Source organism: Campylobacter subantarcticus LMG 24377, from assembly GCF_000816305.1.
GTDB classification, from domain to species: Bacteria; Campylobacterota; Campylobacteria; order Campylobacterales; family Campylobacteraceae; genus Campylobacter_D; species Campylobacter_D subantarcticus.
In genome coordinates, this window is sequence record NZ_CP007773.1 from 566,718 (window position 1) to 580,781 (window position 14,064).

General features: G+C 29.6%; 15 protein-coding genes, 1 tRNA gene and 1 pseudogene. 10 read left to right on the forward strand and 7 right to left on the reverse strand.

All coding sequences use genetic code 11. The annotated features are described in order from the left end of the window. Window positions 1-2 precede the first annotated feature (2 nt). From CSUB8523_RS03005 to CSUB8523_RS03030, 6 genes are read right to left on the reverse strand one after another with little or no spacing between them, the layout of a single operon-like run. Window positions 3-2,012: a flagellar hook-length control protein FliK gene (locus tag CSUB8523_RS03005; protein WP_043019558.1), complete on the reverse strand. Its 2,010-nt coding sequence runs from the start codon at window positions 2,010-2,012 to the stop codon at window positions 3-5. Further along, window positions 2,002-3,198, reverse strand: a complete 1,197-nt coding sequence (locus CSUB8523_RS03010; protein ID WP_039663280.1) for an MFS transporter — start codon at window positions 3,196-3,198, stop codon at window positions 2,002-2,004. Before CSUB8523_RS03010 ends, CSUB8523_RS03005 begins: the two co-directional genes overlap by 11 nt. Beyond that, a complete protein-coding gene (locus CSUB8523_RS03015; protein ID WP_052243654.1) occupies window positions 3,192-3,677 on the reverse strand; it encodes a hypothetical protein in 486 nt (161 codons plus the stop codon). The genes CSUB8523_RS03010 and CSUB8523_RS03015 overlap by 7 nt, the downstream gene beginning before the upstream one ends. Beyond that, a complete protein-coding gene (locus CSUB8523_RS03020; protein WP_043019559.1) occupies window positions 3,661-3,939 on the reverse strand; it encodes an AtpZ/AtpI family protein in 279 nt (92 codons plus the stop codon). Before CSUB8523_RS03020 ends, CSUB8523_RS03015 begins: the two co-directional genes overlap by 17 nt. After that, complete coding sequence (gene hemL, locus CSUB8523_RS03025; RefSeq protein WP_043019560.1) at window positions 3,936-5,213, reverse strand: glutamate-1-semialdehyde 2,1-aminomutase; 1,278 nt, start codon at window positions 5,211-5,213, stop codon at window positions 3,936-3,938. Before hemL ends, CSUB8523_RS03020 begins: the two co-directional genes overlap by 4 nt. Next, window positions 5,210-5,554 carry a c-type cytochrome gene (locus CSUB8523_RS03030; RefSeq protein WP_039663286.1) on the reverse strand — a complete coding sequence of 115 codons (345 nt, stop codon included), beginning with the start codon at window positions 5,552-5,554 and terminating at the stop codon, window positions 5,210-5,212. The genes hemL and CSUB8523_RS03030 overlap by 4 nt, the downstream gene beginning before the upstream one ends. An 81-nt stretch (window positions 5,555-5,635) precedes the next feature. On the opposite strand from CSUB8523_RS03030, the gene folD reads away from it, so the two are divergent. The 6 genes and pseudogenes from folD to CSUB8523_RS09750 form a co-directional block, all read left to right on the forward strand. After that, complete coding sequence (gene folD, locus CSUB8523_RS03035) at window positions 5,636-6,484, forward strand: bifunctional methylenetetrahydrofolate dehydrogenase/methenyltetrahydrofolate cyclohydrolase FolD (RefSeq protein WP_043019561.1); 849 nt, start codon at window positions 5,636-5,638, stop codon at window positions 6,482-6,484. Further along, window positions 6,481-7,329: a signal peptidase I gene (gene lepB / locus CSUB8523_RS03040; protein WP_039663291.1), complete on the forward strand. Its 849-nt coding sequence runs from the start codon at window positions 6,481-6,483 to the stop codon at window positions 7,327-7,329. The genes folD and lepB overlap by 4 nt, the downstream gene beginning before the upstream one ends. Before the next feature lie 160 nt (window positions 7,330-7,489). Further along, entirely contained in the window at window positions 7,490-8,656 is a 1,167-nt protein-coding gene (locus tag CSUB8523_RS03045) for a pyridoxal phosphate-dependent aminotransferase (RefSeq protein ID WP_043019562.1), read from the forward strand. Between the two features lie 89 nt (window positions 8,657-8,745). After that, window positions 8,746-9,867: a tRNA guanosine(34) transglycosylase Tgt gene (tgt, locus tag CSUB8523_RS03050; RefSeq protein WP_043019563.1), complete on the forward strand. Its 1,122-nt coding sequence runs from the start codon at window positions 8,746-8,748 to the stop codon at window positions 9,865-9,867. Beyond that, window positions 9,861-10,094, forward strand: coding sequence for a hypothetical protein (locus CSUB8523_RS03055; RefSeq protein WP_043019564.1), 234 nt, complete (start codon window positions 9,861-9,863; stop codon window positions 10,092-10,094). Before tgt ends, CSUB8523_RS03055 begins: the two co-directional genes overlap by 7 nt. A 340-nt stretch (window positions 10,095-10,434) precedes the next feature. Continuing rightward, window positions 10,435-10,620: pseudogene (locus tag CSUB8523_RS09750) on the forward strand (magnesium transporter CorA family protein); the annotation flags it as partial. A gap of 1 nt (window position 10,621) precedes the next feature. On the opposite strand, the gene CSUB8523_RS03065 reads toward CSUB8523_RS09750, so the two are convergent. Then, window positions 10,622-10,698: transfer RNA gene (locus CSUB8523_RS03065), tRNA-Arg, on the reverse strand. A gap of 117 nt (window positions 10,699-10,815) precedes the next feature. Here CSUB8523_RS03065 and CSUB8523_RS03070 point away from each other — a divergent pair. The 4 genes from CSUB8523_RS03070 to CSUB8523_RS03085 are packed head-to-tail and all read left to right on the forward strand — an operon-like array spanning window position 10,816 to window position 14,059. Further along, window positions 10,816-12,255, forward strand: a complete 1,440-nt coding sequence (locus CSUB8523_RS03070; RefSeq protein WP_043019565.1) for an acetyl-CoA carboxylase subunit A — start codon at window positions 10,816-10,818, stop codon at window positions 12,253-12,255. After that, on the forward strand, window positions 12,255-12,518 hold the full coding sequence (locus tag CSUB8523_RS03075) for a hypothetical protein (protein WP_043019566.1): 264 nt from the start codon (window positions 12,255-12,257) through the stop codon (window positions 12,516-12,518). Before CSUB8523_RS03070 ends, CSUB8523_RS03075 begins: the two co-directional genes overlap by 1 nt. After that, window positions 12,515-13,234: an arginyltransferase gene (locus CSUB8523_RS03080; protein ID WP_043019567.1), complete on the forward strand. Its 720-nt coding sequence runs from the start codon at window positions 12,515-12,517 to the stop codon at window positions 13,232-13,234. The genes CSUB8523_RS03075 and CSUB8523_RS03080 overlap by 4 nt, the downstream gene beginning before the upstream one ends. A gap of 18 nt (window positions 13,235-13,252) precedes the next feature. Further along, the gene (locus CSUB8523_RS03085) at window positions 13,253-14,059 is read left to right on the forward strand and encodes an adenylosuccinate lyase (protein WP_043019568.1); all 807 of its coding nucleotides are present in this window, start codon (window positions 13,253-13,255) and stop codon (window positions 14,057-14,059) included. The last annotated feature ends 5 nt before the right edge of the window (window positions 14,060-14,064 follow it).

Below are 14,064 nucleotides of genomic sequence, written 5' to 3' on the forward strand. Positions count from 1 at the left end.
TTTTAAGCCCTTGTATCAAAACCCATATTAAAGTCATTGTATTCTTCTTGATTGTTAAATTTACTTTTAACTATATCACTGATGAAAAAATTAGAGCTTAGAAGTCCTACTTTTACTAAGGCTTTTTTTAGTTCATGCGCTCTTTCATAGAGTTTTTTTCTAAAATCGATATTTTCTACCATCATATTTATATCAATGTATTTGTCATTACTGAGCGATAAAAATACATTTATTTTTCCTAGTTTTTCAAATTCAAGATTAATTTGCGCATAAAATTTATCTTTCTTGCCACGTTTAAAAACTACATTAGATTTTTCTAAATCATCCCAAAAGAAAGGCAAAAAAGTATGAATACTATTATTAGCTAAAGATAAAAGCTGGTTAAATTCAATTTGAGCTATGAGGCGATTTGCTTGATTTAATATATTTTCATTGTCTAAATTTTTAGCTAGATTAGAAACTTGTAAAAGAGTTGATTTGATATCCTTTTGTAATTCCGAAAAAATTTCTGTAGAGTCTTTTTGGGTGATTTTTCCAAGATCTTTTATAGAATGTTCTAGTTTTTTTTCTATATTTTTTATATCATCTAAAGAATTTTTTGCCTCATAATTTTTAGGATCTAAAGTCTTTAAAACTTCATTGAGTTTTCTTCCTATTAAGCCTAGTTCTTTGTTTAGATTATTGAAAAGCTCTTCTTGTAAATTTTGGCTAAAATTAAGATTTTTGCTTACATTTTGTTTAAATATATCTTCTAGTAAAATTTTACCCGAGGTGATTTTAAATATATCTTCTAATTTAGTATTATTTGTTTGTAAATTTTGACTTTTACTATCATTTTTGTTTAAATCTTCAGTATTTTTTTGCGGTGTTTTTGGCTCTTCTTTGGGATTTTCTTTGATATCTTTACTTTGTGGTATTTTTTCTTCTTTTGTGTTTTGAATTTCTTTATCTCTTACTAAGTTTTCTTGTTTGTTTTGAGTTTCTTTTTTATCCTCTGTGTTTTTTTGTGGAGTTTTTATTTCCCCTTTTAACTCTTCTTTGATGTCTTTAGTTTTTGGAGTTTCGTTTAAATTTTCTTGTATTGCTTCAGATTTGTTTTTGTGATTTTTTATATCTTTTAAAAGTGTTATAAGATCTTTGATGTTTTGACTAAGCTCTTTTAGTATATGAGTGTTTTGAATTTTTATGTTTTCGGGTTTAGCTAGTTCTTTGTTGATAAGTGCTAAATTTTTATTAAGATTTTTGATAAAATTATCCGCAATATTTTGGAGTTTTTCTTGACTAATAGAACTTGGATTTTTATTGATATAATTTTTAAAATTTTCTATTTTATCAAATAGCTTAAAAAGTGTTTTGTAGTTTGTATTTTCTAAAGAAATTTTATTATCTTTTTTATGGTTTTGTAAGATGTAAATAAGTTCTTTTAAGGTGCTTGTAGTATCAAGATTTTTAAGATCTAAATTACTTATATCGCGTTTTAAATTTTCACTAGTAGCACCTTTTATAGTGCTTAAAAGATTAAAAAAACTCTGTGGTAAATTTTGTTCTTTTAAAGAATGATTGAGTTTTGCTTCTAAAAATATGCCTGAATTTTTCACTAAAGATGAAAGATTTTTATTATTAATATCTTTAGCAGGCTTGACTAAATCTTCTAAAATTTTAAGCAGTTTTTCAAATTCAGGATTTTTTGAAAGCTCTGTTTGGAGTTTTTTTACTTCATTGACAAAATTAGGTGCAAAATTTAAATCTTTGTGATTTTTAAAAATGGCTAAATCAGGATCTTTGTTAGTTTTGACTTGATCTAAAAGTTTATTAAGCAATTCTTGTAGTCTTTGATCAATTTTGTTAACATAATCTTTGGGTAATTTAACTTCAGAATCGCTTTTGGAAAATAAAGGATTTTTTAACGCTTCATTGAGTGAGGTTTTTTTGTCTGACTTTTCACTTTTATTTTCTTTATTTGTTTCATTTTTTGCAAACTGATTTTGATTATTAGAGATATTAGTTATCATCTAGCATTACCATATTACCAGGTTTTCTTTTAAATTTGGTAAGTTTTTTAAATTTTGGTTTATCTATGGCAAATAGTATCAAAATACTTAATAAAACTATATAAAAATACATAAAACCATAAGCTTGAAAATAATACATCAAAGTTCCCAAAACTGCAGGTGCAAATAAAGCACCAAAAGAATAGGTAAAAAGAACTGCTCTGCCAAGTTCAACTCTTTTGCTAGGATTATCAAGCATATCATTTGCTCTCGCTAAAGAAAGAGCATATAAACAACACATACCCATGCCTAGCAAAAATCCAAAAAAGTATTTTAGATAAATATTATATTCTAAAATTAGTATGCAAAGCATAGCACTTAAAGCAATAAAAGCACACAATATAATAGCAAATTTCCTGCTAATTTTATCAGAAAGAGTTCCAATATAAAGTTGCGAAATAAAGCCACCTACCATAGTAGAGAAAATAAAAATCGAAGCTTCTTTTGCACCAAATCCTTGTATAAGTACAAATAAAGAAGCCATGGAAAAAAAGCCATTCAAAAGCATACCTGCTATAAAACTTGTTACTAAGGCTAAAGGCACTATATCAAAAACCTTAGGAATGGAAATTTTTGTTTTTTGTGGCAAAATAGGTTCTTTAATGCGGATTAAAAATAAAGGAATGGAAGCAAACATAATAAAACTAGCACTTAAAATAAACACTGTATTGCTTGGGAATTCAAATGACATAAGCAAAATTCCAAAGCCTGATGATGAGTAAAATACAACCTCATAAAAGGCTATCACTCTTGAGCGAATAGTATTTTTTGCTTTTTCATTAAGCCATGATTCTATTACCATTAAAAGCGCATAATAGCAAAAACCTAGCAAAAATCTTAAAAACATCCAAAAATAAAGATTAGAATTTAAACTATGAAGCATGGTGGCTATACCAAAAATGATGGCAAAAATTCCAAATGATCTTATATGTCCTACTTTAGAAACTATTCTATGGGCACTAATTGTACTTACCATAGCACCAAGAAAATAACAACTTCCTATTACTCCTATATAAAAATTGCTAACATTATTATACTTTAAAATAATAGCTATGGAATTTACTGTTAAAGCACTTCCTATGAAAACAAAAATCATACCAAGAAATAATGCTGTTAGTGATCTAATCGTTCTTTTTGAGCTTAACATTTTCTTATTAAAAAATTATATATTAATACCGTTATGGGTGTGACAAACATTGCACAAAACAAGGCAAAAATACTCATTAAACCTTGAAACTCTAAAAATAAAAATCCTGCTATTAAAAACACATAAGCAAAAATTTTAAACAAAGAAAAAAAAGCTAACGCGTTTTTAAAAATACTTTTAAATTTTGGTTTTAAATCGTCATCTGTATGGATAAATTTTATAATTTTTGGCAAAGAATATTGTTTTTTAGCAAAAATTTGCAAAGGTCTTTGCGTAAAATCATAATTTTTAGCTGCTTTAAAAATAAAATTTTTATAATTTAAAAAAGATATTAGAATGATTAAATTTTGAGCTAAAAAGCCAAATTCAAAGCTTATAAAGGTTTTAAAGCTTAATTCTTTGTAAAAAAAAATTCCTGCTAAGAAAAGTAGATTAAGTCCTAGCAAGAGTTTGATTAAGATTTTAGGTTTTAGGATCATTTTTTAAATCTTTGTAGCGATTTTCATCTTTAAATTCTTCATAGCTTTGCACTTGTGCCTTATAAGCTTTATAAACATTTAAAATTGCTGCTGCAACCCCTATAAAAACTCCAAGCCAAAAAAGCCAGTTTATGCCGGTTAAATTTTTTAAAAAATATCCTATACCAACCCCGATTAAAACAGCTACCACCATGGATATACCAAGGCTTAGTCCATCTGCAGCTTCTATGCTTTTACGAATGATTTTTTGTCTTTTATTCATAGGGCTTTAAAACTTTCTTGTGCTGCTTGTATAGTTTTATCGATGATTTTTTTATCCATGCATTCGCAAATAAAACCTGTTTCAAATTGAGAAGGTGCTAAATATATGCCCTTGCTAAGCATTTGCGCGTGAAATTTAGCAAATAATTTTGTATCAGATTTTAAGGCATCTTGATAATTATTAACAGGATTTTCACAAAAGAAAAATCCAAACATAGAGCCAACGCAGTTTACTTGTAAAGGGATATTGCATTCATTTGCCGCTTCTTGAAAACCTTGGGTAAGTCTTTTGCCTAGTTTTTCTAATTTTTCGTATAAACCTTCATAGTTTCTTGCTTTTTTTAAGCTAGCATAGCCTGCAGCCATTGCAAGCGGATTGCCACTTAGTGTTCCTGCTTGATATACTCCGCCTAAAGGACTTAGTAAGTCCATGATCTCAGCTCTTGCAGCAAAAGCAGCCGCAGGCATGCCACCGCCTATAACTTTACCAAAAGTTACTATATCAGCTTGTATGTGGTTGATTCCAAAAGAACCTAAATAAGAAGCTCTAAAGCCACTCATAACTTCATCAAAGATTAAAAGAATTTGATGCTCATTGCATAGTTTTCTCAATTCTTGTAAAAATTCTGTTTTAGCGGGTACTAAGCCCATATTTCCTGCAATTGGCTCTATGATGATGCAAGCTATATTATCATCATTATTGATTAAGTTTTTAACACTATCAATATCATTATAAATAGCTACTAGAGTATTTTTAGCTACATCAGTTAAAACTCCTAGTGAGCTTGGGGTATTAAAAGTAGCTGCGCCACTTCCTGCACTTACTAATAAAGAATCAGAGTGTCCATGATAACACCCTTCAAATTTGATGATTTTATCTTTTTTAGTAAATCCTCTTGCAAGACGAATAGCACTCATAGTAGCTTCAGTGCCGCTGCTTACAAAGCGAATTTTGTCTAAATGAGGCCAATCTTTTAAAATCAATTTAGCTAGTTTGGTTTCTGCTAAAGTTGGTGCGCCAAAGCTTGATCCATGCTCCAATGCTTTTTTGCAAGCTTTTTCAATATCTTCATCACAATGACCAAAAAGCAAAGGTCCCCAGCTTTGTACATAATCTATATAAATATTTTCTTCTATATCGCTAATATAAGCACCTTTTCCTTGTTTGATAAACAAAGGATTGCTGCCTACGCTTGCAAAGGCACGCACTGGGGAATCTACCCCACCTGCTATATACTCACAAGCTTCTTCAAAAGCTTTTTTATTGTTTTTCATTGTTTACTCCTTTTGTTGTTAGTAATATATCTATAAAGTGATTTGATCTCATCATCAGTGAGAGAATAAGTTGGCATAATACTTTTAGCCTCTTGAGGTTGGACTAAAATTTCTCTAAAACGCGCATAAGGAGTATTTTTAATACTAGGAACAATAAAAGGAATTTTTTCTCCATTTTTAGTGTAATAACCTAGTATTTGTTGACCTCCATCGCCATGGCATTTTGCACAACTTATGCCTCTTGGGTTTTTGTAAAGGGATTCTTGGTATTCTTTAGGGGAGATAAAATCTTCAGCCCAAGCACCATAAATTATAAAAAATAAAAATAATATAATTTTCATTCATTGCCTTTAACAAAAAAAGAAGTTTTGTTATGATACAATTTTTTAAGTTAAAAAAAGCTATAAAATTTAAGGAAAGAAATGATACTTTTAGAGGGTAAAAAGCTAAGTGATAAAATAAAAGAAAATTTAAAACAAGAAGTATTAGAACTTAAAGCTCAAAGTGTAGAACCTTGTTTAGCGGTGATTTTGGTGGGTGAAGATTCTGCTAGTGCTACTTATGTGGGTTCTAAAGCAAAAGCTTGTGAGCAATGTGAAATTAAGTCTTTAGTTTATAAACTTGATGTAAATACAACTCAAAATGAGCTTTTGGCTTTGATTAACACTTTAAATCATGATGATAGTATAGATGGAATTTTAGTTCAACTTCCATTGCCAATACACATTAATAAAGATATAATCTTAGAAAGTATTAATTTTTATAAAGATGTAGACGGCTTTCACCCCTTTAATGTCGGGAATTTAAATCTTAATTTAAAAGGTGGTTTTTTGCCATGTACACCTTTAGGTGTTATGAAAATTTTAGAACATTATGATATAAAATTACAAGGAGCTAGTGTAGTTGTAATAGGAGCTTCAAATATAGTAGGCCGTCCTATGGCGACGCTTTTATTAAATGCTAATGCTAGTGTGAGTATTTGTCATATTTATACGAAAGATTTAAAAGCTTATACAAAAAATGCTGATATTATCATCGTAGCTGCTGGTTGTCCAAATCTTTTAAAAGAAGATATGATCAAAGAAGGTGTGGTGGTAATTGATGTGGGGATTAATAGAGTTGATGGAAGAATAGTAGGCGATGTCGATTTTGAAAATGTTAGTAAAAAAGCTAGCTATATCACTCCTGTACCAGGTGGAGTAGGACCTATGACTATTGCTATGCTTTTAGAAAATACTATAAAATCAGCGAAAAATAGGATAAAAAAATGAAATTTTTGAAGAAAATTTATAAATTCACTCAGTCTTGGACGGGAACTTTAGTAGTTGTTTTATTGATTATATTTTTCTTTATACAAGCTTTTACTATACCGAGTGGTTCTATGAAAAATACTTTATTAGTAGGGGATTTTTTATTTGTAAAAAAATTTTCTTATGGTATTCCAACCCCGCATATTCCTTGGGTGGAAATTCCTGTTTTGCCTGATTTTAATAAAAATGGACATTTAATCAGTGGTGAAGGTCCTAAAAGAGGGGATATTGTGGTATTTAGATATCCTCATGAGCCAAAAATTCACTACGTTAAAAGGTGTGTAGCTAAAGGTGGTGATGAAATAGTTTTTGCAAATAAAACCTTGTATGTGCGTATGGTTGAGGGTGATGAATATATGAAAGATTATTACCCTAATAAAACAAAAATCATAGGCGGAAGACTTTTTGTAAAAGAGCCTTTTGTGGAAAAAGGAATACATTATGATTCTAGAGTGGATATAGACAGTGTGTTTTTTCGCTATTTAAATTTGGGACAATTTGCTATGAAGCCTGCTTCTTTTGATGAATTAGGTGCTAATAATATTTATGGTTTTAATGCTTATTATTATAAAGTACCTGAAAATGAATATTTTATGATGGGCGATAACCGTGATCATTCTAGCGATAGTCGATTTTGGGGAAGTGTAGATTATAAATATATAGTTGGACAACCTTGGTTTATTTATTTTTCATGGGATGAAAATAAAAAAGTTAGATGGGAAAGAGTAGGGCGTTTAGTTGAAACTATAGAAAAAGATGAACGCTTTATTCATCATAATGAAAGCGACATAGAAGCTTTAGAATAATTACCCAAAGAAACAAATAAAAATAGTTTGTGTAGAAAATGTGTAGTTTCTACACAAATTTGTAAAAATATACACTCTTAATTTTATTCGTAGATTTTTTTAAGCTCCAAGTTGTAACAATTACAAAAATTAAAATTAGTATAAGATAAAAGGATAGAAAATGCTAAGCCAGAGATCTCAAAATTTAGGAGAATCCTTAACTTTAGTAATGACTGATATAGCCAAAACTTTAAAAGCAAATGGTGAGAAAGTTATTAGTTTTTCGGCAGGTGAGCCTGATTTTGATACTCCAGAAATCATTAAAAAAGCGGCAATTGAAGTTATTGAAAAAGGTTGTGGAGCTTATACGCCAGTTGTGGGTATAAAAGAAGTTATAGAGGCTATACAATATAAATTTAAAAATGATAATAATTTAGATTATAAAACAAGTGAAATCATTACCAATGTTGGTGCTAAACATTCTTTGTTTATGGCGATTGAGTGTTTAGTTGAAGAAGGTGATGAGGTTATCATTCCAAGTCCTTATTGGGTGAGTTATCCTGAAATGGTAAAATTTGCAGGCGCAACTCCTGTATTTATAGAAGGTGAAGCAAAAAATGGCTTTAAAATTACTCCTGAGCAATTAAAACAAGCTATTACTCCAAAAACAAAGGTTTTGATGTTTAATTCTCCATCAAATCCTACGGGTGCTATTTATTCTAAAGAAGAAATTACTGCTTTAGCTAAGGTTTTAGAAGGAACTAAAATAGTAGTTTTAAGTGATGAAATTTACGAAAAATTAGTTTATGATGGAGAATTTTGTGCTTTTGCACAAGTTAGTGAGGATGCTTTAAATAGAACTGTAAGTATTAATGGTCTTAGTAAATGTGGTGCTATGCCAGGGTGGCGTTTTGGCTATATGGCAAGCAAAATGAATGAGTTTAACAATGCTGTTAAAAAACTACAAGGGCAAAGCACTTCAAATATTTGTTCAATCATTCAGCATGCAGCTTTGCCAGCCTTACTTGGAAAAGCAAATGAAGATATTGAAATGATGAGACAAGCCTTTTTAAAGCGTAGAGAATTAGCTTGTGAAATTTTAGCCAAAAGCGATAAATTGAAATTAGAACAAATTCCACAAGGAGCTTTTTATTTATTTATATCTTGCAAAGAAGTTGATAATGATTCTATGAGATTTTGTAAAAGATTGCTAGAAGAGCAAAAAGTAGCTTTGGTGCCAGGTATTGGTTTTGGCATGGAAGGGTATTTTAGGCTCTCTTATGCAACTAATGAAAAAGATATTATTGAAGGTTGTGAAAAAATCGTTGAATTTGTAAAAAACTATTAATTTTTAAGCCTGTTAAAAACAGGCTTTCTTTCAAAAAAAACTTATAAGCAAGACTTTGGTATGATTATACAAAAAATATAGGAAAATCAATGGAATTTGAAGTTCAATATAAAAGTGCAAATGCTAGAGCTTGTCGTATAAAAACTACACATAGTGAAATTTTAACACCTATTTTTATGCCCATTGGAACTTTGGCTGCGATTAAAAGTTTAGATGCTATTGATATGAGTGAAATTTTAGATGCAAGAATTATTTTAGCAAATACTTATCATTTGTATTTAAAGCCTGGTTCTAAAGTGATTAAGCAAATGGGTGGTTTGCACGGTTTTAGTCAATTTGGCGGATCTTTTTTGACAGATAGTGGAGGGTTTCAGGCTTTTTCTTTAAGTAAAAACTCAAAGCCTGATGAAAAAGGAATTCAATTTAAAAGCCATATTGATGGAAGTTTGCATTATTTTACTCCGCAAAGTGTTTTAGATGCACAATATGATTTTAATTCAGATATTATGATGATCTTAGATGATTTAGTGGCATTGCCTGCAAGCAAAGAAAGGATAGAACTTTCTTTAAAGCGCACTATAAAATGGGCAAAAGAAGCTATTGATTATCACAAGCTAAAGCAAAGTCAAGGTGTGGGAGTAGGGCAGAATATTTTTGGTATTATCCAAGGTGGAACTGATTTTGAAGCTAGAAAAATTTGTTCTCAAGCGCTTTGTGAGATGGATTTTGATGGTTTGGCTATAGGCGGTTTAAGCGTAGGAGAAGAGAATCAGGCTATGTATGATACGGTTGAAGCTATGATGCCTTATGTTGATAGCAACCGCCCTAGATACTTAATGGGAGTTGGTACACCTGAAGATTTGGTTGAAAATGTTGCAAGGGGCGTGGATATGTTTGATTGTGTGATGCCAACAAGAAATGCAAGAAATGGAACTTTATTTACAAGTTTTGGTAAATTTAATATAAAAAAAGCAGAATTTATCACCGATCATGCTCCTATAGACAGCAAATGTTCTTGCTATACATGTAGGAATTTTTCAAGAGCGTATTTAAACCATCTGTTTAAAGCTAAAGAATTAACTTTTTTTAGACTTGCGAGTATTCATAATTTACATTATTATTTGGATTTAGTAAAACAAATGCGTGAGGCCATCATTAAAGATGAATTTGAAAATTTTAGAAAAGAATTTTATAGACTAAGAACATGCTAAGTAGCACTTTAGAGCAAATAACAAACAATATTAATATTTCAAATGCTTACTATGAATTAGATGAATTTGATATATTTATGTTAGATATTGCTAAAATTTCTAGAAATATTTTTGTATTTAAAGACAATCAAATTTTTGAATATAAAGATGAAAATTTGATTTTATTTTCTAATATAGAGTTTATAGCTATATTAAAAGAAATTTTGCAAAACGAAAAAGAAAAATAATACTATTAACCTTTCTATAGAAAAAAAGAGAGGAATTAATTTTATAAAATAAAAAAGTAAAGAATTTCTTGACAAAATATTTTATATTAAAAGTCAAGCTTAGTAAAAGTTATAAGATGGCTTCTTTTGTTTTAGAGGCTTGCAAAATTTGTCATAGCAAGCATCATTTTATAAAGAAAAGTTTAAAAACAATTATTTTAATTTAGCTGTTTTAGAAAAAATATTAAAGAAAATATATCAAGACTAGAAGGAATTTACACTTATCTTAATACTGCAAGAAATGAAAAATAAATAAAAATATTTACTTTTTAAGTATTATGTCTGCAATTTTTTACCTTTAAATTTAATCATTGGATTTTTTGGTATGAATACTAAAAATTTATTTTTATCTGAAAGTGAAAATGGAACTTACTATGTTTTAGCTATGATATTAGCTATATTTTTCATTTTATTTTTATGGTATCAAATGAAAGATAAAAAAGAATTAGATTTAGATGAATTTTCTATTAAAAAGAAAAAGAAGTAGGTGGTACGCCCAAGAGGATTCGAACCTCTGACCTTTTGAACCGCAATCAAATGCTCTATCCAGCTGAGCTATGGGCGCAAAATAAAGAAGTAATTTTATCAAAATATCCTTAAAATTAGCAAAAATAAATAATTTTATAGAATTTTTATATTTTTATGCTAAGCTTCCTTTAATATTTTAGCTTAAGGCAAGGTAATGATACATAAGATTTTAATAGCCAATAGAGGTGAGATCGCAGTCAGAGTAATCCGTGCTTGTAGGGATTTGCACATAAAAAGTGTTGCAGTTTATACCGAACCTGATCATGAGTGTTTGCATGTAAAAGTTGCAGATGAAGCATATAGAATAGGAACGGATGCTATAAGAGGATATCTAGATGGAAAAAGAATTGTAGAGATCGCAAAAGCTTGTGGAGCTGATGCAATACATCCTGGCTATGGATTTTTGAGCGAAAATTATGAATTTGCTAAAGAATGCGAGGATGCGGGGATCATTTTCATAGGCCCAAAATCAGATGTTATTCGCAAAATGGGAAATAAAAACATTGCAAGATATTTGATGAAAAAAAATGGGATCCCTGTGGTGCCTGGAACTGAAAAATTAAATCATTGTACATTAGAAGAAATTAAACTTCAAGCTTTAAAAATAGGCTATCCTGTGATTTTAAAAGCCAGTGGCGGCGGCGGTGGTAGAGGTATACGTGTTGTGCATAAAGAAGAGGATTTGGAAAAATCTTTTGAAGCTTGTAAGAGAGAAGCGCTTAGCTTTTTTAAAAATGATGAAGTGTTTATGGAAAAATATGTTATCAATCCAAGACATATTGAGTTTCAAATTCTAGCGGATAATTATGGAAATATCATTCACCTTTGTGAAAGAGATTGTTCTATCCAAAGAAGACATCAAAAAATTATCGAAATAGCACCTTGTCCGAGTATTTCAGAAAAACTTAGAAAAACCATAGGAGTAACCGCTGTAGCTGCTGCAAAAGCAGTAGGTTATACGAATGTTGGGACTGTTGAGTTTTTGCTTGATGATTATAATAGATTTTATTTTATGGAAATGAATACGAGAATTCAAGTAGAGCATCCTATCACAGAAGAAATCACAGGAATTGATCTTATCACAAGACAAATTCGTATCGCTAATGGAGAAATTTTAGATTTAGAACAAAGTGATATTAAACCAAGAGGTTTTGCTATAGAAGCTAGAATTACAGCAGAGAATGTGTGGAAAAATTTCATTCCAAGTCCAGGTAAAATCACCGAATATTTTCCGGCTTTAGGTCCATCTGTAAGAGTGGATAGTCATTTGTATAAAGACTATACGGTGCCGCCTTATTATGATTCTTTGCTTGCAAAATTAATCGTCAAAGGTTCAAGTTATGATAGTGCGGTTAATAGGCTTGAGAGGGCTTTGAAGGAATTTGTGATTGATGATATAAGAACTACTGTGCCATTTTTGATCGCAATTACCAAAATAAGGGAATTTAGAAGAGGTTATTTTGATACTTCTTTTATAGAAACACACATGGAAGAACTTTTAGAAAAAACAGAAGATAGGCATCAAGAAAATAAAGAAGAGGTGATTGCTGCGATTGCTGCTGCTTTACAAAAAATAAAAGAAAGTAGAGAATAATGAGTTTTTTAGATGAATTAAAAGATATTAAAAAAGTACTTCAAAAAGAACAAGGTCAAGTTAAAAAAGAAAAAAACAAGGCAAGTAAAAGTGGAATTAGTATGAAAAATACTGATTTAGAGAATGTAAGAAAAGATTTAGCTAAACAAAATGAGCTAAAAAAACAAGAACAAGAATTTGAAGAAATGTTTGCCAAAGAAGAGCGTTTGGCAAACGAATTTATGGAATTTGTTAAAAATAGTGATATTAAAAAGATCCAATGAATAATATTATTGGTTTTTGTACTTTAGAAGAAGAATGTCCTTATCTTGAGGATAGGTATTGTAGAAATGAATACAACTATGTCTCTTTTATCACTAAGGCGCAAAACCAAGAATTAGTTTCAAGAGGCTGGCGACGCTTTGGTTCGTATTTTTCAAGACCTGTTTGCGATGGTTGTAATGAATGTCAAAATTTACGTATCGTAGTGGATGATTTTCATTTTAGTAAAAGTTATCGTAGGGTTTTGAAAAAAAATACTGCAACTAAGATCATCTTGCAAAAACCTTCTTTGAGTGATGAGCATTTGTTATTATACGAAAAATACCATCATTATCAAAAAGATAAGAGAAATTGGAAAATTTATGATCTCAATTTTAGAAAATACTACAATCTCTACGTAGATAATGCGGGTACCTTTGGTTATGAGCTAGATTTTTATGTTGATAATAAATTAGTCTGTGTTGATTTGATTGATATTTTAGATGATGGAATTTCTAGTATATATTGTTTTTATGATCCTGATTTTTCACACTTAAGCCTCGGAAAATATTCACTTTTAACCGAAATTAAACTAGCACAATTGAAAAAATTAAAATACATTTATTTAGGATATTTTGTAAAAGGGTGTCAATCTTTATCGTATAAAGCCGATTATAGTCCAAATGAAATTTTAAAACACACTAGTGCTTTAAATGAACAAGCATTTTTGTGGAGTTAGTTTTATAGAGAGGATTTTATGCAAGTAGTGCAAACTTTAGAATCGGTTAGTGTTAATACTGATGATTTTTTAATGTTTAAATATTTTCAAGATCTTATCCGTAAAAATTTTTCCAAAGTTATTGGAAATAAAAACAAAACTTTGTCTTTTTTTGTGGAAAATGAAATTCCTCAAAGAAGATATTTTTTAAAGCTTGTAAATCATAAATATAAAAAAAATACAGGCAATCAAATCGATAATCTTGCTTTTGCGCACTATAAAACCTTCAAATTAAATCTTGCTCAGGCGAATACCTTAAAACCGGTAATCTTTGCTAAAATAGGTTTTGCACAAAAAAATATTTTGATCACGTTAAGTTCGAATGAGAAATTATTTGCGGTGTATTTGGAGCAATACTTTAAAGACCATAAAAGCGTATATGATGAGAAAAATTGTATTTTTTCATTAGAGTATAAAGACGATAACACTTTAAATCTTTTAGAAATTTTAGCAAGTGTTAATGAGCATTTAAAATACTGTGTAGATTTTACAATCAATGAAACTCAGCTTTTGGAATTTAGAAATAAAATGAAAAATAAGGCTAGTACAAATTGGAAATTTAACGCCTTGGCTAAGTTATTTGAGAATTATTTTCAAACATTAGGGTGTAATTCTAGCGATGATTTTTCTACTATTAGGCAAAACTATCTTAATTTGGTAAAAATTTACCACCCTGATCGTCATCAAGGTAAAAGCAAAATCGAACAAGCTTATTGTCGTGAGGAATTTGAAAAAATTCAGCTTGCTTATGAGAGTTTAAAATCTTTATATAAAAACAATACATAATTTCC